Annotated in this window: 19 protein-coding genes and 4 pseudogenes; 5 read left to right on the top strand and 18 right to left on the bottom strand. The window is 40.7% G+C overall.

Going from position 1 to position 19,853, the window contains the following annotated elements:
• Positions 1 to 21 precede the first annotated feature (21 nt).
• Positions 22 to 450, top strand: coding sequence for a DUF2383 domain-containing protein (locus AB4249_RS11290; RefSeq protein WP_372103150.1), 429 nt, complete (start codon positions 22 to 24; stop codon positions 448 to 450).
• Between the two features lie 107 nt (positions 451 to 557).
• Positions 558 to 968, top strand: coding sequence for a hypothetical protein (locus AB4249_RS11285; protein WP_010431943.1), 411 nt, complete (start codon positions 558 to 560; stop codon positions 966 to 968).
• A gap of 188 nt (positions 969 to 1,156) precedes the next feature.
• Here AB4249_RS11285 and AB4249_RS11280 read toward each other — a convergent pair whose 3' ends face one another.
• The 6 genes from AB4249_RS11280 to AB4249_RS11255 all read right to left on the bottom strand — a co-directional run bounded on the left by AB4249_RS11280 (position 1,157) and on the right by AB4249_RS11255 (position 5,343).
• Positions 1,157 to 2,074, bottom strand: coding sequence for a mechanosensitive ion channel family protein (locus tag AB4249_RS11280; protein ID WP_016797856.1), 918 nt, complete (start codon positions 2,072 to 2,074; stop codon positions 1,157 to 1,159).
• 41 nt (positions 2,075 to 2,115) lie between these two features.
• Positions 2,116 to 3,729: a diacylglycerol kinase family protein gene (locus tag AB4249_RS11275; protein WP_372103147.1), complete on the bottom strand. Its 1,614-nt coding sequence runs from the start codon at positions 3,727 to 3,729 to the stop codon at positions 2,116 to 2,118.
• Between the two features lie 150 nt (positions 3,730 to 3,879).
• Entirely contained in the window at positions 3,880 to 4,308 is a 429-nt protein-coding gene (locus tag AB4249_RS11270; RefSeq protein WP_010431952.1) for a hemerythrin domain-containing protein, read from the bottom strand.
• Positions 4,309 to 4,378: 70 nt separating this feature from the next.
• On the bottom strand, positions 4,379 to 4,576 hold the full coding sequence (locus AB4249_RS11265) for a hypothetical protein (protein WP_010431955.1): 198 nt from the start codon (positions 4,574 to 4,576) through the stop codon (positions 4,379 to 4,381).
• Positions 4,577 to 4,584: 8 nt separating this feature from the next.
• Positions 4,585 to 4,755, bottom strand: coding sequence for a DUF1328 domain-containing protein (locus AB4249_RS11260; protein ID WP_010431958.1), 171 nt, complete (start codon positions 4,753 to 4,755; stop codon positions 4,585 to 4,587).
• Between the two features lie 42 nt (positions 4,756 to 4,797).
• Positions 4,798 to 5,343 carry a BON domain-containing protein gene (locus AB4249_RS11255; protein ID WP_017065851.1) on the bottom strand — a complete coding sequence of 182 codons (546 nt, stop codon included), beginning with the start codon at positions 5,341 to 5,343 and terminating at the stop codon, positions 4,798 to 4,800.
• 335 nt (positions 5,344 to 5,678) lie between these two features.
• On the opposite strand from AB4249_RS11255, the gene AB4249_RS11250 reads away from it, so the two are divergent.
• Positions 5,679 to 7,019: a sigma-54-dependent Fis family transcriptional regulator gene (locus tag AB4249_RS11250; RefSeq protein ID WP_010431963.1), complete on the top strand. Its 1,341-nt coding sequence runs from the start codon at positions 5,679 to 5,681 to the stop codon at positions 7,017 to 7,019.
• Between the two features lie 123 nt (positions 7,020 to 7,142).
• On the opposite strand, the gene AB4249_RS11245 is transcribed toward AB4249_RS11250, so the two are convergent.
• From AB4249_RS11245 to AB4249_RS11225, 5 genes are all read right to left on the bottom strand, one after another.
• A complete protein-coding gene (locus tag AB4249_RS11245; RefSeq protein ID WP_017065849.1) occupies positions 7,143 to 8,567 on the bottom strand; it encodes an aspartate kinase in 1,425 nt (474 codons plus the stop codon).
• Positions 8,568 to 8,645: 78 nt separating this feature from the next.
• Positions 8,646 to 9,032, bottom strand: coding sequence for an ectoine synthase (locus AB4249_RS11240; RefSeq protein ID WP_372103144.1), 387 nt, complete (start codon positions 9,030 to 9,032; stop codon positions 8,646 to 8,648).
• 13 nt (positions 9,033 to 9,045) lie between these two features.
• On the bottom strand, positions 9,046 to 10,311 hold the full coding sequence (gene ectB, locus AB4249_RS11235) for a diaminobutyrate--2-oxoglutarate transaminase (RefSeq protein ID WP_372103142.1): 1,266 nt from the start codon (positions 10,309 to 10,311) through the stop codon (positions 9,046 to 9,048).
• 35 nt (positions 10,312 to 10,346) lie between these two features.
• Entirely contained in the window at positions 10,347 to 10,880 is a 534-nt protein-coding gene (ectA, locus tag AB4249_RS11230) for a diaminobutyrate acetyltransferase (RefSeq protein ID WP_010431975.1), read from the bottom strand.
• A gap of 467 nt (positions 10,881 to 11,347) precedes the next feature.
• Entirely contained in the window at positions 11,348 to 11,608 is a 261-nt protein-coding gene (locus tag AB4249_RS11225; protein ID WP_010431978.1) for a DUF5062 family protein, read from the bottom strand.
• Between the two features lie 455 nt (positions 11,609 to 12,063).
• Here AB4249_RS11225 and AB4249_RS11220 point away from each other — a divergent pair, with 455 nt between their 5' ends.
• Entirely contained in the window at positions 12,064 to 12,279 is a 216-nt protein-coding gene (locus AB4249_RS11220; protein WP_029235681.1) for a hypothetical protein, read from the top strand.
• Positions 12,280 to 12,441: 162 nt separating this feature from the next.
• Here the strand turns inward: AB4249_RS11220 and AB4249_RS11215 are convergent, their stop codons facing one another.
• Positions 12,442 to 13,098: a Qnr family pentapeptide repeat protein gene (locus AB4249_RS11215; protein WP_372103140.1), complete on the bottom strand. Its 657-nt coding sequence runs from the start codon at positions 13,096 to 13,098 to the stop codon at positions 12,442 to 12,444.
• 319 nt (positions 13,099 to 13,417) lie between these two features.
• Between AB4249_RS11215 and AB4249_RS11210 the strand changes: the two genes are divergently transcribed.
• Positions 13,418 to 14,008, top strand: coding sequence for a TetR/AcrR family transcriptional regulator (locus AB4249_RS11210; RefSeq protein WP_102458015.1), 591 nt, complete (start codon positions 13,418 to 13,420; stop codon positions 14,006 to 14,008).
• Between the two features lie 98 nt (positions 14,009 to 14,106).
• On the opposite strand, the pseudogene AB4249_RS11205 reads toward AB4249_RS11210, so the two are convergent.
• The 6 genes and pseudogenes from AB4249_RS11205 to AB4249_RS11180 all read right to left on the bottom strand — a co-directional run bounded on the left by AB4249_RS11205 (position 14,107) and on the right by AB4249_RS11180 (position 19,769).
• Positions 14,107 to 15,354, bottom strand: a pseudogene (locus AB4249_RS11205) (anaerobic sulfatase maturase).
• A 117-nt stretch (positions 15,355 to 15,471) separates the two neighbouring features.
• Complete coding sequence (locus AB4249_RS11200; protein WP_372103137.1) at positions 15,472 to 17,118, bottom strand: sulfatase-like hydrolase/transferase; 1,647 nt, start codon at positions 17,116 to 17,118, stop codon at positions 15,472 to 15,474.
• 93 nt (positions 17,119 to 17,211) lie between these two features.
• Positions 17,212 to 17,280: pseudogene (locus tag AB4249_RS11195) on the bottom strand (sel1 repeat family protein); the annotation flags it as partial.
• Positions 17,270 to 17,611, bottom strand: a pseudogene (locus AB4249_RS11190) (hypothetical protein); the annotation flags it as partial. The pseudogenes AB4249_RS11190 and AB4249_RS11195, both read right to left, overlap by 11 nt.
• Positions 17,612 to 17,683: 72 nt before the next feature.
• Positions 17,684 to 19,011, bottom strand: a pseudogene (locus AB4249_RS11185) (aldehyde dehydrogenase family protein).
• A gap of 275 nt (positions 19,012 to 19,286) precedes the next feature.
• Positions 19,287 to 19,769 carry a MarR family winged helix-turn-helix transcriptional regulator gene (locus AB4249_RS11180; RefSeq protein ID WP_017061075.1) on the bottom strand — a complete coding sequence of 161 codons (483 nt, stop codon included), beginning with the start codon at positions 19,767 to 19,769 and terminating at the stop codon, positions 19,287 to 19,289.
• Between the last annotated feature and the right edge of the window lie 84 nt (positions 19,770 to 19,853).

Here is a 19,853-nt window from a genome sequence, read left to right as displayed (position 1 = left end):
CTTAGAACCAAATGAGGATTCATGAGAAACCAAAGTATATTATCTATTGTTAACCTGATAAAAAGTGGAAATATTATTTACGAAAAAGCGATATCCAACATAAGAAGTGAAAAGATAGCAAAAAATCTTTTTGATATCTACACGGTAAAGAAATGTGCAGAGTTAAAGTTACAATCTTTAACTTACTACTCAAAAATACATCAAGAACAGATACCCGCTAGTTATACGATAAATGCCAGAGAGCGCTGTATTGAAGCGGAAGATACAAAAGGTAAAAACAATCAAGAGCTCTATTTAAAGCACCTAGAAGGTGTCGAGACAAAGATCATTTCCGACATTGAATCACTGCTAGAAACTAACCCTGATTTAGAAGGGAGAAGAAGATTAAAAGTGGTAAAAAATGAAATGGAATCATGTCGAGACCAAATACACAACATGCGTCAGAATTAGTTATTAGCGAATGATGGTTGGAAATCAGAATCAAAGAAAAGGCTTATTTTAATTATTATAAATCAACTGAAATTATAAATACTACTGAGATAAAAAGGAGTAATGATATGTTGTTTAAAAAGGACAATGATCCCCTTGAGGTAATTCACTATAAAGGCATAGAAAAAATACTATGTACATTGAAAGATCACTACTTCTCATGTGTTGACCTAATTGAACAGAAAGCACATGGGAACATTGCAAGAGCTGCAAATCGATTTATAAAAGTTGAACGTTCATTAATAAACGAAGTAAACACCAAGTTCTGCATTAACAATGAAGTTAATGACAATGACATATTGAGTCAGCCCCCTGCGTTAATTGTTAGTTATAACGATATGTACCAGAGTAATTTAAGCCTAATTTCTTACCTCAAAAACACTATTAGAAAGTTTAACAATCAACATATGTCTGCTTTTTTCTCCTATTGGGTTGCGGCGTTGCAAGTTGAAAATGATGAGATAGCAAAGCATTTGTAACAGATATAACCCATCTAAAATAGATACGATTAATTAACTTGAGAAGAGAATCAAAGCCTACAACACAATCATTAAACAGTGGGAATAATCTAGGTTTAATTCTGATCTAATTCTGACATCACTCAAAATAAAAAGCGTCGAGGCATATTGCCTTGACGCTTTTTTACGAGAGGGACCGCTATGTTATTCTAGGAAGCGTCATCGACAGCCCCAGTCATCATTCTAGACAGACTTTTACCACCTTTGGGATCAAAATCAAGTGTTCTAATCGGAAACGGTATTGTCATTCCAGCCTCTGATAATGACTCTTTAACCGCTATAATACCGTCGTGCTTTGCGTCCATATAACCAAAACCTCCTGGGTACTCAATCCAAAACCAAACCAATAAGTTAACGCTACTATCAGAAAAGCTTGAAGCGTAAACCGTCGTATCTTCTTTCCGACTAACATAAGACTTTTGGTTTATCGCTTTGGTTATCACCTCAGCGGCTCTTTTGGGACAGTCTGCGTAGGAAATCCCCACAGGGATCTCGACCCTTCTTCGTCCTTTTCGACTGTAGTTCGTCAAAATATTTCGGAAAACCATCTTATTGGGAATCATGACGTGTTGACCAGAGAACGTTTCAACCAGTGTATTTCGTAAGTTTATTTTGACTATGGTACCCATGACATCGTTGGAACCAACAACATCGCCAATTTTAAAAGGTTTACGAATACTCATTGTAATACCTGAAATGAGGTTCTCAGTCATATCTTGAAAAGCAAAACCGATAGCTAAACCTAGAATACCGGCACCGGCAAGCAACGATGTAACCGTACCTTGGAGCCCAACAAAATCTAACGCGACAAAAAATCCAATAGTAACAATGGTAACCTTAACAATAGAAGCCAGTAAGTTAATGACTTCTTGAGAGTCGACAACTCTATTGCTCAATCTTTTAAACAACTTGCCGCTTATGTTGGCAACAAAGATAAAAATAAGAAACGTAACAAAAGCAACAATCAGGTTAGGGATAAGTTTAATTGCTTCAACTAACCAATGCTCTAACTTACCCTCTATCAGATGCTGAAACTTCTCTAAGTTAAAAGAGAGATTCATTTCCATGGTGTCTCCTTCTTATTCAATATGCGGATTATTCAATACATTCATGGAATACAAACCGTTAAGGCTTGCTTATCAATACTTATCTCCAGTGAATCAGCCAAATACGTCTCTCCATCAATCACGTATGAAATAGGTCGGTCAGAATCAATTTTAACGAGCTGTGCCGAAGCATAAGTAAAGTAACTAGCTTGTTCTTTCGCTCCGAGACTCGATAACAACAGATCAGATAGAGCGATAGCTCGTTTACTAAGTGAATTTGTGTTTTCCAAATAGGTAATATGCAGCTTCCCATCATCCGGCCTAGGAGGCTGTCCCCCTTGAGCAAGCACAGTACTAAAAGGGGAAGAGTTCGCCACGACCAAACTTTGTAGTTTCATACTTTGTGATGGTTGGTCATCGATTGAAATTTGAAAGTGTTGATTATCGTCGGTGATTACTGCATTGAAGAACCCAGTCAAATACGCGAATTGCCCTTTTTCATTTTTTTGTTCTCGATGTGCGTAATCGATCATCTGTTCTTCAAACCCAATACCAAGAAGCAGTAATATTGGTTGTTGATTACAGAACGCCAGATCGATTCTTTTTGAGTTGCCAGATAAAATAGCCTCACACGCTTTTTCAACAGGCGATATTTTCGAGGTCAATCCATAAAGCATATGACATAGAGCGTTCGCGGTACCCAAAGGTATAATCCCGAGTTGTGTATCAGTCTTCCTAACTTGCCTTGCGACTTCACTAACCGTCCCATCGCCACCTGCAACGAGAATATGCGCAGTATTCCGGTCTTTGGCCTGCTTAGCTAATATTTCTGCTGATACTTCTTGGCTAGTAAGAAAAATATCTAAACTGTACTTTCTCGTAAGTTCACGAATAACCTGTTGTTCATTCGCCAACCATTTACCACCACCTGCAACAGGGTTGGCAATAAGGCAAGCTTTATGGCCAAGAGTGAGCAAACCTTTATCACTGATTGCTTGAAGTGTTTTCAGTTGTAGATGGTTCAATTGGGCTGTACTTCGCACGTCGTTAATACTTTTCAAGACCTGCTCTACAGTAAGTGACGGATTTTTTGCTAAAAGATAGGCAGCTACGACAAAGACAGAACGTCCTCGACCGAGAGCACAATGCACAACAACCGATCTAGATTGATTGATTTGGGTATCGATCCAATTTATAGCATGTTTAAGCTTATGCATTTTAGGGACTTTATGATCAAGAACCGGGGTGTTTAAATAGCGAAATTGATCACCGGTCATTGCACTTTCTAAACCAGAAAACTCAGCTGTAACATCTACAATACAATGGATGTTTTGAGATTCTAAGAACGATAAATCTGAAGGGAACAAACGACGAGATACATATAAACCTTTTCCAACCTTCTGTATTGGTTCAACTTTATCTCTTTTAATTGCCCATGCATTGTACAGTCGAACACCTAAGAAGAATGGAATGAAGATCCATCTAATCCACCACACTATTTTCCCATCGCTAGTCTTCCTAAATATTGACGGCATATCGAAGATGTAGGCAACACTAACGATGAACATCGACAAACTACACCAGGCAAAAACACCACGGATTATTAGCTGTGGTATAAGAGCAGAAGCAAAAAAACAAGCTATAGCAAGAAGCATATAATATTTAATAATAAACATGTTACGCCTTAATTTATCCGTGAATTTAAATATATTTATCCGTAAATTTATCTATCTCTAAATTAAATAAAAGAAGGGCTCAAGAATGAGCCCTTAGCTTGATAACAAAGCAGTTTTATACTTATTTAAAGAATTTGATTACTTCGTGATTCAAGCAACCTCTTTTTCATATTTACGAGCTAATGTTTCTTTTTGTTCAGTATCTAAGACTCGACCTGCGGTTTGAAAAAAACGCTGCTCTTCTTCTTCTAAATGATGTTCAACCTTATCTTTTAATGTTTTCATTAAAACAAGCCAAGCTGGTGAAGACATCTCTGTATCATCGAGTTGAGCGAGTATTTTGTCGATTCCATGATGTTCAGCGATTCCATGTCTAGTCATGTCAATGGATTGATCACTCTCGATCAAAGGTGCATAAAAATGGCGCTCTTCTGCAATCGCATGCTTGGTTAACTCATCCTTAAGGTTAACATAGAGTTCTTGCCTAGCTTGTGTGTCTCCCGAAGTTTGGAGTAACGCATCCATCAAAAGTCGTTGCTTTTCATGACTGTCTTTGAGCACATCAAATATATTTTTCATGTCTAATTCCTACTTCATTGGTTTATTTTTATGAGGATTTTGGCATCTCATTGCACTCTAGATGACAGTTCTAGCAATCTTCATCTTTCGCATCTAAATGCTCTTTAATATTTTCACAGCTATCTTCTATTGCGTTTTGAGTATCCTCTACAGCCTCATCTACATTTTCCCCGGCTTGTTCCATCGGACCTTCATCACTACATGCCGCAAGTGCAAATGTAATACCCACAATAGTTAAAAAACGGTAAGCGTTCGATTTGATGTTCATATAAACTCCTAATGTTTGTTTTTATTCAGCAACATAATTACCACTGAAACCAGTAGTGATATTGCAAATATATAAAATATGATCTTTGCTACTGTCGCAGCAGCCCCAGCGATACCACTAAATCCCAATAGGGCGGCAATAATTGCGACAATAAAAAATATTAGCGACCAGCGAATCATCGTTATTCCCCAATTTTTAATAAATTACCAATTGTAGAGAGGTTAAATAATATTTAATTTATCCACCACTCTCTCTACATTCGGGGTATTATTTGCTATAGATAAAGCTAAGTCGTGTTCACTGCTTGATGAAACTGAACCTTTCAAGATAACCACACTGTTTTCGGTTTCAACTTGAATATCGCTACCACTAACATTGGTATTCATTAATAAACGAGTGATTACCAGTGTCTTTATGTGAGCATCAGTCAAAGCTTGTACGGCTGCGGGTGTTTTTTCTTTGTCTTCATCAATCACTGTAAGTTCGTTTTTTACAGACTTAACGTCATCTAGGCTTAGCACTAACTCTTCTGCCAAATCTTTCTCTGTTTCATTTTTAACCGAGCCAGTTAAAGTAACCACTCGATTTTTAACGTAGGTGTTGATGTCAAATGAGTTTAAATTAGTATTCAGTAATAAAGTCGTTTCTGCTTTTCCATCAATCCACGCATCGAAAGTTTCTTTTTCCCACATGCTATTAGCAAAAACAGTTGATGAAGAAGTTGCAATCAAAGTAGCTAATAATATTTTACTTGCAGTATTTCTCATTAATTATCTCCTCTAGTTAACTGACACTTGTACAATTGCAACCAGCATGCCAACTTTTTAACTGACTGAAAATAAAGGATTTACACTTTAATTTTGAAAATTTACCATTGGTAAAATAATCGGAGGTGTATTAATTACACGAGTATTTTGTAAAAATTATCATCAATGGAGATCCTAGAATAATTAATATCAATACTGTTAATTAGCCACTTCTACTATCAGTAATATTGTAACTACATTTAAAAGGTGGCGTATAGTAAATGATAGATTCGTATTTGAAGGACATTATGTTATTATCAAGGTCGTTTTCTGTCGTACAAAAAGAGAGTTAAATCATGTCATTACCGACACTTTTTATAGAGTTAAAAGATGAATTATTGCGGTCTAAAATAAACTCTCTAGATGAATTATCAAGCTTTGAAATAATTCAAAGTACTATGGATGTTCATTGGATTGACAAGCTACAACAACTGCAACCAGATACTGCTATTGTTGAAGTCTCTCGATTTACTAACGATGATTTTAAGTCCTTATCGAGTGCAACAGGGTTGGACGAAATGGACTTGATTATTATCAGTACAGGTACGCCAAACAAAAATTTAGACATGATGATGAACCATGGCGCAATCTTCCATTATAGAAAGCCCGTCGACATGCAAATATTGGAAGATACCCTTGCAGACTTCAGTCAATACTTCCTCCAGAAGCAGGAAGAAGGGCGTAAAGTGTCCACCAGCGATTTAGACCAGTTCGGTATGTTAGTCGGTTCTTCTAAGCCCATGCATAAGCTGTATCGAACTTTAAGAAGAGTCGCGAAGACTGACACCAATGTTTTGATTGTCGGCGAAAGTGGGGCAGGTAAAGAATTAGTCGCACAAACGATTCACCTTGCCAGTGATCGTAAAAACCAACCTTTTATTGCGATCAACTGCGGTGCTATCAGCCCTGAGTTAGTTGATAGTGAATTATTTGGTCATGAAAAAGGCGCTTTTACAGGGGCGAATCGCACACACCAAGGGGTGTTTAGGCAAGCAGAAGGTGGCACATTGTTTCTCGACGAAATCACCGAAATGCCACTTGAACACCAGGTCAAATTACTACGAGTTTTAGAAACAGGTGAATATCGCCCTGTAGGCAGTAATGCAACGAGTATCGCTAATACTCGAGTCATTGCAGCGACAAACCGAGATCCACAAGTCGCTATTGAAGAACAGTTTTTGAGAGAGGATCTCTATTTCAGGTTGGCTCACTTCCCCATACATGTCCCTCCATTGCGTGAAAGAGGCGACGACATCGTCGGCTTAGCAAAACATTTTATTGCTCATCGCAACGCAAATGAAACCACTGCGAAGACCATTTTCACATCAGCGCTTCAAAAAATATCAGCCCATGCATGGCCAGGGAATGTCAGGGAATTAAAACACTGTATTGAAAGAGCTTTTATATTGGCAGATGAGACGATTAAAGATGAACACCTAATTTTTGATACTCCTCCTTTAGAAACAGGGACTACCGTTGAGGATATGGTTCCGGCGGGTGTTTCTCTTGAGAAGATTGAGAAAGCGGCGATTATCAATACGCTCGAAGAAAATGAAGGCAACAAAAAGGAAACAGCACAAGACTTGGGAATCAGCATCAAAACGCTTTATAACAAGCTCGATAAGTATCAAGAGTAGTAATACTCATATCTGATGTTGCTGTGTGATCAAAATAGATACAGGCGATCGTTAATTTGCAGTTGATGTTTTGCTTTTCCATGAAAATTTAACAGTGGAGGGTGAGCCCTCCACTGTTAAATTTTATGCTGCATTCACCGATGTCTCGGTTCTTTTATCTTGGTCAAAGAATTCTTCATGCAACGCGCAAATCGCTTGTTGATACTTGTCATCACTCACAACAAATTGCACATTTACGTTTCTCATAGACGAATGTAATGCAATAGGCGTAACACTATGGTTCATCAAAGCCAATACACCATTAGCGAGCGTTTTATTGGTATCAATTTGAGAACCGATCGCTGAGATTATAGCGACCATTCGACCTGAAATAGATGCCTGAGGGTAACGTTTCTCAGCCTTATAAGACACCTTGTTTAAACTCTCGGTGCTACCACCTAGATAATAGGTAATAGAATTGGCGTTCATCTCTTTACCAATAAGGTTCACTCTAGCATCTGCGATAATCTCCATTAACTCATAACTAACATTGTCCGCCTTACCGACCATTCCCTGGTCAAAAACATGTAACGCATATACCTTCTGTTTTCCGGCAATGATCTCAATGTGATTCGTGTCTGGTCGGTAATCAGAAGAAATCAGTGTTCCCTCATGTTCTGGCTCGAAGGTGTTTTTGATTTGCAGTTCTATGCCACTTTCTCGTAACCCAGCAGCCGCATTAGAGTGAATAGCTTCCATACCAAGGTTAGCCAGTTGATCGGCAACATCATAATTAGTTGCCCCAATCGGTTTAACCGAACCTACACCAACGACTTTTGGGTCAGCCGAACTAAAGTGATACTCCTTATGGATGATCGCCAATGATGCCTCAGTAATAGTAGCGATACGACTAAACGTCATCTCACTGTAACCACGATCATAAGTATGCATCAAACCTTCTTTGCAATACGCATAACCAGTTACTATGGGAAGCTCCTCAGTAACATCAATGTCAGAGAAAGCCTCTCTAATCGTATCGTCCAAACTTTGAGGGGTTTTGTTGTCCCAACCAGAAAGGTCAACAAAGGTCGAATTTATACCAATGTTTTTTAATTTAAGAGCCGTGTTGTATGCACTATGTGACTCTCCAATTGAAGAAAGAAACTCTCTAATCTGTGGTAAATAATGTCTCAGTGAAAACTGTCCGTATTGACACGTTTCAAGAATGTTAGTGATACAGTTTTTAGCTTCTGAAATACGAGACCGGATGAACTTATCAGCTCTCATACGATTCATTGGATCCGCAAAAATATGCTCATTGGTCAATAGCATGCGGCGTTCAATATAAGATAGAGCATCCTTCCACGAATCGTCACGCATCGCTATCAATTGATAGATACCAGGCTTACCTGTTTTTTTACATTCCAACAATGCATCCGTCATACCGCTGTATGCGGACACAACAAAGATTCGGTTATACGGATTTTGAGGGCGGAGAATAATATTGTCGAGCACAGCATCAAATGCTGTCATTGATGTACCGCCGATTTTTTCTACGGTAAATGTCATAAAAGACCTTTTGTTCTTGAAGAGATTAAAGACGAAATAATAGGGAGCGGGGTGAGATATCACCCCTGAAGATATGGGTTAATCAACGAGTGGATAAACGCCGTTTTCATCGTGTACTTCAGCGCCAGTAATTGGTGGGTTAAACACACAAGCCATTGTCATTTCTTTGTTTTTATATGCGCGTAAATAATGCTCATCATTCTTATCTAGGATGTACAACGTACCGGGTTTGATTGAGTAAGTTTTACCACCAACGACTTCAATCTCCCCTTCACCACTCATACAAAACACAGACTCCAAGTGGTTTTGGTAATGGATATGTGTTTCTGTCGCTTCGTAAATTGTTGTGATATGAAAAGAAAATCCCATATTGTCATCTTTCAATAACATGCGAGTGCTTTCCCAGTTATCCGATACAATACGTCTTTCACTATTACGACATTCATCAAGTGTTCTAACAATCATTTTACTCTCCCTATTACGATGCTTTCTTGAAATGCTTGGTTGCTACCACTTCAACTGAGTCTTCGAAAATAGTTAAACCTTGCATCAATTCCGATTCTGAAATGGTTAATGGACAAAAGAACTTCAAGATTTCATCGTTTGGACCTGCGGTCTCAATTACCATGCCCTTGTCAAAACACACTTTTGCAATCTCATCAGCTGTGTTCCCATCTTTACATTCAATGCCAATCATCATTCCGCGTCCCTTGCGTTGAACAAATAGCTCAGGGAAACGCTTGAGATTGCGTTGAATGACATCATCGACCATGCTTGAGCTACGTTGAATATGATTTTCAAAATCATCATTTGACCAATACATTTCTAACGCTTTCGCAGCAGTAATGAACGCATGGTTGTTACCACGGAAGGTGCCGTTGTGTTCTCCCGGCTCCCACTTGTCTAGTTCAGGTTTTAATAAAACCACAGCCATCGGTAAGCCATAACCACTTATCGACTTAGATAGCGTAACGATATCTGGTTTTATACCTGAAGGTTCAAAGCTAAAAAACGTTCCTGTTCGACCACAACCGGCTTGAATATCATCCACAATAAGTAGGATATCGTGGGCTTTACAGATTTTGCTTAACTTCTGTAGCCACTCATTTGAAGCGACATTTAACCCACCTTCACCCTGAACCGTTTCCAATAAAACGGCAGCAGGTTTATCCATACCAGCGGAATTATCGGTTAACATCTTTTCAAATAATTTTAAACCATCGATTCCAGCGTAACCTTCAAATGGCAAACGCGTAACGTTGTTGAGATTTGAGCCCGCACCTTGCCTGTGGTGTTGGTTGCCTGTAGCAGCCAATGCACCCGCCGTACAACCATGAAAACCATTGGTAAATGCAACAATACTGCTTCGACTTTTTACTTTTTTCGCCAACTTAATCGCTGCCTCAACCGCATTTGTTCCTGTCGGGCCGGTAAATTGAACTTTGTAATCTAATGCTCGAGGTTCCAAAATAAAGCGACTAAGAGCTTCTAGGAATTCAGCTTTGGCTTCTGAATGCATATCCAAGCCATGTGTAATTCCATCCATTTCAATATACTCAAGTAAAGCTTGCTTAAGTATTGGATTGTTATGACCGTAATTGAGAGATCCTGCTCCAGCAAGAAAATCGAGGTAACGATCACCTTGTTTTGTTTCAAGCCAGCAGCCTTTTGATTTAGCAAAAGTGACTGGAAAACTATTCGAGTATGAACGTACGTTAGATTCCTGCTTTTTAAAAATATCCATGATAAGGCCGTTATTTGATTCCTATAAGTTAATGATTATTTAAGGGGTATTCGATACAAATACTCAGTATCGTGCAGCCCTTTAAAATGAACATTTTCATCTAAGAAAGTGGTCACTTTTCCAGTGCTACTATTTTTTGCGTCTAGCTTTTTAAAGAGTGCCCAAGACGCTTGATTTGACTTAGTAATGGTTGTTTCAATAGCTTCTATACTCTTCAGCCACTCTCGACGAAGTAAGCTGTTCAACATCTTGTAAGCTAAAGAGTGACCTCTAAATCGAGGGGCAACTGCAACTTGCCAAATAAAGAGAACATTAGGCTCACTCGGTTTTTGATAACTCGAGATAAAGCCCGCAAGCTCACCTTTGTTCTCAACCAAAATACAAGTTTTACTAAAGTGAGTGGATTGCAAAAAATTGCAATATGACGAGTTGGTGTCTAGTGGCGGACATTCTGAAATCAGTCGATAAATGTCGTTGCCATCTGAAGCTTTGGGCTCGCGAAAACTCCATTCTTCACTCGTTTTTTCTATCACTTCTGGACACAACACCCAAGGCGCTGATGTAATCATACCGAGAAATTCCTTTGAACTCTAATTAAATTCCTTTTTATTATGAGCATTTACCCCCTACTAAGATCAACATCTTAACTTTAAAAAAACAAAAATTAGTGATCTGTATCACATTTAATAGCGGTCAGCATGAATTAAATAATACTTTGAGTTCTAATGTATTTGATCGGTGGAGATCTTAAGAAAATGTCTTTAACCGAATAAGCGTCAAAAGAAGGTTAGAGTCATTAGTAAATTATGTGCTCAGATTGCCAATCAAGCGGCATAAATCACCAACACTCTCAGTGTTGAACATTCTATCGAGTAGATAACAACGCTTCGAATGGCAGTGACTCGCTATCCACTATTAAAATATCGGCCTCAAAAACAAAAAAACCTAGCGAGAGCTCGCTAGGTTTCTTATCTAACATATCGATGAATAATGAACTCAGAGGAAACGAGTCCAGAAATATCAGCTTGGAAAAGGTTTACTTCAAGGGATCATTGTCAGGCAATGCTTTATGTATCCATAGCGCCAGACGCTTTTTAATGTTTGCCCCATCAAGCTTACTTTCTGGTAACGGCGTGATCTGATTTACTTCAACAAGAAACAAGTACACCGCTTTGACCTTTATTGGTTGAGATGAATGTGGCAAATCAAAACCTTGCAATTTAGCCATTTTAAAACCGACCTCAACTGCTTTTTTCACTAGTTTATCTTCATTAATGATCTTCGCGGTTTTCGACATATCATCTCCATCATCTTTATCGAACGAGTACTGAGTACTGAGTATATCAAACCGAACAACTCACAAGATTACCTCGCTCTCAATTTGAGGAGTCGCTTTGATAAATAACATAAAGCGAATAACAGGCTCTAGAATAACTCTAATTCGATTGATAGTTACGATATCAATGGCTATACGCAACCGATCTCTTAATAAAACACTCAATAAGTGAGATCTTAAGTCAAGAAACAAAAAGTTGAATAATATTTGACTTAGCATTCCAAAGAATACGGAATATTATGATGTTCATTTTGAAAGTTAAAATTCAATAAAAGATCAATAAACTGCTGTTATTTAACTGGTTTAATACTAATTCGACTTAGATCATATTTACAACCAATTGTAACCAATTGTTATTTACAAAATACTCACTAAGAAAATAGAATAAAACCACTAATTTTATACTGGTGTTGAAAATGCGTTACCTCTGGGCTTCATTCTGTCATAAAAATCCAATTCCGGGTCGAATTGTTCATATCCTTGTTATGTTGATAGCGCTAGCTTCTATCACCATTCCATTGATTTCAAAAGACGCCACAACCATCTTAACTTCACTGTGTGCTGCTCTAGTCTGTTTCGTCGTTTTTGTCTTCTTTGCGCTCGCCGACAAAATGCGCTCAGGCATGCATTAATCAACCAATCAGTTCTCTATCACCAAGCATTCTCTTTTTAAAAATTCATTATAAAATGCTGGTTACCAAATACGGAAAAGCCCAAAGTTATTAGCTTTGGGCTTTTCTTCTATAGCGAATTCTTACATATTCCAAATAGCCTGTAGTTAGAAATTACAGCTATCAATCAGGCATCACCACAATACCCATGCTTTCAAGCAGTTGTTCTTGTTGCCAAGCGACAATTTTAATCCCCGATGTGTCTACCTTGCGAGGATCTAACCCTTCTAGTTCTGCATTACACAAATTCGCCCCTTGCATACTGAATTGCCCCCATACATCTTCCGAGAACACACCTCGGCTGAGATCAGACTCTTTCAATGACGCGCCGCCAAGGTAAGTGCCTATCCAACGGTTCTCAAACAGTTCGCACTTCTCTAAACAAGCCTGTTCAAAATTAGCGTAAGACAGGTTGCAACCCGTGATGTATGCCGAGCAAAAATACATGCGATTGCTCACCTGATTGGCAAAGTTAGCGCGAGTAAAGTTCGCCCCTTTCAGGTCGCATTCACGTAGCTCAATCCCATAGCAATTCGCATTACTAAAATTCGCCATCGCCAACTGGCAATTCTGGAAGCTTGCATCTCGTAAGTCGGCAACATCAAAGTGGCATCCCTCAATATCGCCTTGTTCAATAAACTTACAGTTAATAAACGTTGCGTCACGTAAGTTCGAACGTCTGAAATCACAACGGATAAACGTACAGGCTGTAAATGTAAGCTCTGATAAGTCTTGCTGAGCAAAATTGTGGTGATGATAAGTGCTGTTATTGGTGTCCATTTAGCCCCCTAAAGAAATTAATCTAAGACTATCATTGCGATCTCAAGAAAACACCAAATTAAAAACCAACAAAAACAGCAACTTAAAACACCCCAATTTAGCCATTTTAAGGCACCAAACAAGCCCTATAAGGTTGTTATTTTCGTTTTATAGCATGCGCTTATCTTGAAAAAAGTTTTATCGCTTAGAAGTGTAAGCAAGAGAAAAATCAATTTGACGAAACGAGTCAATTATTGACCGCGTCCTAACGCGCTAGACTGGACGGTTGGTATGTTGCTCGTTACACTATTCCTCATTCTCAGCATAAAGAGTAAGAACAATGAAAGACATGCGACAAGCTATGCTCGATGCAGGATTTAGCCTTATTAATGAACACGGGTTTGCTGGTGTTGGCCTGATGAAGATCATCAACCAAGCGGAAGGCACGAAGGGTTCTTTTTACCACTACTTTAAATCCAAAGAGCACTTTGGTGAGATCCTTCTTACTAACTACTTTGATGAGCATCTCGCTAAGCTGGATGACTTTTTAAGTGATGAATCGCTTTCTCGTCGTGACCGCGTTAAAGCCTATTTCGAGTTTTGGTGTGCGTCGAAACTGACTGAAGACTTCAATATCCAATGTCTTGTCGTAAAACTGGCGGGAGAAGTATCTGGGTCTGCAAACCCGTTGCAATCGACCATGGCAGAAGGCGCAGAAAAGATAATCCTGCGTATGGCAAAGCTGTTTGAAGAAGGCAATGAGGCCGGTGATTTCACTATCGCAGAGCCCGAATCGCTATCTCGAACGCTTTATGGTTTATGGCTTGGCTCAACGCTCATGGCCGCCATGCAGCGTAACCGTTCGATTCTAAACAATGCCATGGAAGAGACTCTTCTCGCCATGAGCCCAGCCCAAGAATCGGCTGACTAGATACCCGTTACCAAATACCAAATACCAAGAGGCTCGCACAATTTAGCGAGCCTTCTATCTAACTTAAATCTTGATTGAATCCATTCACGCCTACTCCATTACCCCAGACGAGACGCAATATTATTGGCTTTGAATAAGTCCTTAATAACAGGGTCGATATGCTTGAAGAAGCTCAGCCAACCTTCACAGAGATAATTTAACCCCGCCTCACCATCTCGGCTTGTGATGATACGGTTTTTGGGGCATTCGCCATGACATGCAAATTTAAACTCACAGGCTTGGCATTGTTTCGGCAGAGACTTCTGTTTGGCGAACCCAAAACGCTGCTGCTTTGGCGAGAAGGCTAAAGTTGAAAGTGCTTGTTCCTGAATATTACCCAGCTGAAATTCAGGAAAGACATAATGGTCACATGAATACACATCGCCATTGGGCTCAACCGCTAACCCTTTTCCGCAAATCTCACTCAATGTACACATAGTGCTTTCTTTCCCCATCTACACACCAAAGAAGTTTTCAAAATAAGGCACGAGCACCTGACCAAAATCATGTTGGTACCATTCATCAAAAATCGTAGAGAGAAACTCTCCCCATTGTGCTGATTCAACACTCCACGGCTCTAGATCGCCTGAAACAGGAATGATCGCCTTCTGGTTGGTGAGCCATTTGTTGTTAGTATGAGCAGCACGCTTATCGACCACAGGAATAAACTGCAATTGCTTCGAACCCACTTCATCACGCAGAAAGCGATAGACCTCTAATGGATATTTTCCTGTCACATCATTCACGCAGCTTAGGGTCGCGAACTCGACGTTATGCAGCTTCAAGTAGCGAATGCCACGCATTGTTTGAGAAAAAGTGCCTTTGCCTGCACGGTTGGTCCGGTAGTGATTGTGTAAGTGCTCTGGGCCGTCAATGCTCACACCAATGATAAAGTCATTCTTTTTGAAGAACTCACACCACGTATCATTCAGTAACGTGCCGTTGGTTTGAAGGTCATTGCTAATCTTGCTGTAGCTAGGACAATATTTTTTCTGCAGCTCGACGACTTTTTGAAAGTACTCAATCCCCAACAAGGTAGGCTCTCCACCGTGCCAAGAAAAGATAATTTCAGGCGTATTCTGCCCTTCTATGTACTGCTTGATATAACGATCTAACAGAACTTCATCCATCGTATATTGAGAGCCTTTTGGGTATTCAAGCAGCTGCTGTTTTTCTAAGTAATAACAGTAGGTGCAACTGATATTACACACCGCCCCAATCGGTTTTGCTAGCGCTTGAAGCTTGCTGTGTGCTTTGCCATTGAACTGCGGAACTGAACTCAAATTTGATAGCGATAATGTCGTCATGAAAAGTGCCTCGATGTAAAGTTATTGTATTAGCCAAAACAATTCGTAATTCCTTTACACGGTGTTCATCGGCCAACCAAGCTTAATGGCATTAGGTTGGCCGAGTGTTTTTTTCCTCTATTTCACGTTTTCAAACGGGTTCCACGTTTCGTCAACTGGGACGATATTTTGCGCTTTTTCGTATTCTTGATATTCAGCGACCATTTCAAGGAACAGATCTGGCATTTCATTTATCAAGTCATGTTGCTCTGCAGGATCTTTCTTGGTGTTGTATAGGTGCCACTCACTGTCACCGCCCATTCCCGTAGAAATTCGGATGATCTTGTAATCACCTTTAAGCAAAATCCCGCTACCAAACAATTCAAATGGAATCGCATTGTTGGCACTGTGCACGTCTGCCGTTTCCCCTTTGAAGTAAGGCAACAAGCTCACACCACTCATCGGCGCCACTTCTCGACCTTGATATTCGGTTCCTGGATGATCGACCTCTGCAATCTCAAGAATCGTGGCTGCAATGTCCTTCACTTGGGATAAGTCGTCTGTCTGAGTTCCCGGTTGCAACGCATCTTCACCGGCTAAAAGCGCTTTGGCTGGCTTAACGATAAATGGCACACGGAGACCGCCCTCTGCTGTGTAAGCTTTGTACCAAGATACGCCACCGGTTGAAGCGCTTGCCCACTCAGGGCCAAGTGACACACTGGAGTTCGCCTTACCCAAATTTTCAGTCGAATTATCGAAATGATGAGCAGTCCACGTTCGGATCAAATCACTGATATTTTCACCGGTAATATCCGCCGCTTCTGGGCCGTTATCCGCTAGATACATGATGTAGGTATTATCGTATTCCCCGATTTCTTTCAGATAATCGACTATCTGACCGACTTGTTGGTCCTGCATCTCCATCATGCCCATTGCGACAGCCATTTTCTTGCCGTACCACTTTTGTTCTTTCTCAGAGAGCGAGTCCCAACCATGTTCAACGTAGTAATCGACTTTATCTTGATAGGCAGACTCAGGCGCTTGCAGTGGCAGGTGAATACCGGTGAATGGGACGTAAGCGAAGAAAGGCTTGCCGTCGTCTTTTTTGCTGTCGATCATCTTGATGATCTCGTTGGTGTAAACTTGGTCTGAGTATTCGCCTTTGTATTTATCCTCAACCACTTCACCGTTGCGGTAAGTTGGCTCAACTTCAACACCGGGAATATCGCCTTTTTGCAGCGCATCCGCTGTCGCAGCGTTTTTGGCTCGGAACATCATATCTCGGTTAAAGTGATTCGAACCGCCCGCTAAAATACCATAACTCTCACCAAAACCTCGATCATCAGGTAGGAAGCCATCCTCGTGCCCCAAATGCCATTTACCAGAGAGGTAAGTGTTATAGCCGCTCTCTTCAAGCAACGTGGCGACCGTAACACCTTTCTTAGTGAGGTAACCTTCATAACCCTGCTTACCAATAGCGCCCGGATAGACGGCATAATCAAAGGTGCCTAGCCCAACCTCGTGACTGTTTGCTCCGGTTAGCATCATAGAGCGCGTTACCGATGAGGTTGGTGACGCGTGAAAGTTAGTAAACTTAACCCCCTCTTCAGCCAGCGCCATTAGGTTTGGGGTATCCGCTTCTGAGCCATAAGGCTGTGTATCAGCAAAGCCCACATCATCGCCAACAATAACAACAATATTCGGTTTTTCTGATTCAGCCGCAAGAGCAGCACTGCTTGCCGCAGCCATTGCAGTGAAGACTAACGATTTCTTGAATGTCTGCATAAGACGTTCTCCAATTTCTGTGATTAACTTGTTTCAGTAATTAACTTTTCTGCGAGTAACTTTTTCTGTGAGTAACCTGAGTTAAGATTTGAATTAATGCGCGGCTTGCGACATCCAATGTAATAAGTCGAGCGCAGGGTCATACTCTTGAGCTCCAGCCATAGAACCACTCATAATCGTTGATACACACGTTATATAAGAAGATGCCCACAAACATCGACTTCTCAAATGCGCTGTAAATCATGGTTGAGGTACGCAGCGATTTGTACTTCGCCGAGAACATCAACAACACACCAATACAGCCAACCATCACACCCCAGTGTTGATAAGTACCGAGCAAGTACTCTTTGTTTTCCATCATGGTATCGTTGTATGAGAACAGCGTCTGCATACTCCAATCAGGTGCGAGGAAAGTGGAAAAAGCCGTCGCCGTTAAGAAACCGGTAACCATCAAATACGATTTGATCATACGTTCAAAAAAACGTTCCAACATAAAAGTAACCTCTTAAAATAATTTCGTGAAAATAACTTTTTGGAAAATAGACAGTGTCATACCAACAATGATTTACTGGCCAAGCATGCCCATCACTGCTGTTTTTAATTCGTTGTCTTCTTTTGAAAACAGATGCTTAACTCGATGATCTAAACCCGTTTCCAAGACTGTTTTGGCGTGGGAGAAAGTAAGGAAACCTTCTTTGCCGTGATAGTTGCCCTGACCTGATTCACCAATGCCACCAAACGGCGCGTCATCAACCGCTAAATGAAAAACACAGTCATTGATACACATGCCACCGGAGTGAACTTGGTGCTTAACCTGAGCCTGTAAGCTCAAATCAAAGCTCATTAGGTAGAGTGCTAACGGCCTTGGTTTGCTATTGATGACTTGAAACGCCTCTTCGACATTGCGATACGTAATCAAGGGTAATAATGGGCCGAAAATCTCTTCGTTCATCATCTTGGATGACAGGCTTGGTTCAACGATCAAATGTGTCACCAAGCGATGAGTATCTAGGTACATCGCTTCGTCATGGCAAGCCACGATTCGTGTCCCTGCTTGCTGTTCTTCATTCAACAAGCCGACAATACGATCGCATTGACGAGGATTGATTAGGGACGTCAAACTCTCGGAATAGACCCCTTCATCGAACAGCAATTGGTACTGTTTTTTATACTCTTGAATGAAAGATTCAACTTTCCCTTCGGGTAGCAATACATAGTCAGGAGCCACACACACCTGCCCGTTATTGAGGCTCTTACCATAAATGATTCGCTCAACCGCGATATCAATTGGCGACCCACTTGGGTTGACCCCGTAAACAGAAGATGATCAAACGGCAACGCCGAAAATGCGGCTGCGATTTCTACCTCACCTTCAACCAAGCACACCTCATCGGATTGAAAGACTTCCGCCAATAGCGCTCTTAATACTTGGTTCGTCGCTGGGGTAAATTCACTCATCTTGATCATGGCGCGATTGCCCGCTGCCAACGCCGAAATAAGCGGGCCGACGGATAACATGATCGGGAAGTTCCACGGAGCAATAATCCCGACAACACCTTTGGGTTGATAAACCACTTCAACACGAGAGGTTGAAAGCAAAGGGCCGGAATGACGAATCGAAGAAGTCGACCAATGAGGTAAACACTCAATGCTGTGATCAATATTTCCGATACAAGGTAATATGTCGGCCATCAAAGTGTCTTGTCGACTGCGGTGACCATAGTCCTCACTCACGGCTACACACAAACGATCTGTGTAATCGATTAGCGCAGATTTAAGTGCGAGCAGATGCTCAATTCTCTCCGATATCGCTGGCATCGGTTTCTGTGCAAAAGCTCCCTGCATGCTGTTCAACGTCATGGTCATTTGTGTTGGCGTCAATTCGTGTTTCATACATCACCTTGTGGTTAAGATGAGCACACAATAATACACAACAGACCGGTCGGTCTAGTGTTTTATTGTCAGAGAATCGTCAATGGAGTTTTGATGACAATCCAATGAGGCGGCTACAAACGGGGCAAAAAGTCAGGGGAATTTAAAATAAGAAGGCGTAACTAACACGCAGGGCAAATAGAGATTTTAAATGGCAGGATCAAAAATGGCCGCTTAGTGCGACCATTTGACAATTATTTAAGTTGTTGTTCTAAATAAACAATTTATAAATAAGGTTAGCTCTTGGCTACGTTTGCAATGCCTTCAAGTTGAAGTACTGGAGCGGCGTCGATGTCTTCTGCGTTCATCATTGATGATACTCGCTGCATTGAAGAAAGCAGTAAGCTTTGCTCCCACGGCTCTAGGTTTTGGAATTTTTTAACGAAGTTATCTTGCAGCGGTGGTGGCGCATTGTTTAGCAACTCTTGACCTTTTTCAGTCAGGTTTGCGTGTACTTTGCGGCGATCTGACGAGCTGCGAACACGTTGTACATAGCCGTTCAGTTCCAAGCGATCGATGATCGTGGTTGTGGTGGCTTGGCTTACATTGGTGTGATTAGACAATTCTTTGATCGTCACATTACCCATTTCTTGGATTGCTCTCATTAAGATTAATTGAGGGCCAGTCAAACCATACTCTTTACTCAGCTTTTTCGAGTGTAAATCGATAGCGCGAATAATTTGGCGAATAGCGACCAGGATTTCGTCATGTTTGTCCAAGATGCAGACCTTTGTACTAATATACTGTGAATGGTTTTACAGCGTCGAAGCGATGAAATGTCTCGAGTGATTACGTCACGCGCG

This window comes from Vibrio sp. 10N.261.55.F4, from assembly GCF_041470465.1.
Taxonomy (GTDB): domain Bacteria; phylum Pseudomonadota; class Gammaproteobacteria; order Enterobacterales; family Vibrionaceae; genus Vibrio; species Vibrio crassostreae_C.
Note: the sequence above shows the minus strand (reverse complement) of the source record. Positions and strands in the feature narration are given on the sequence as shown.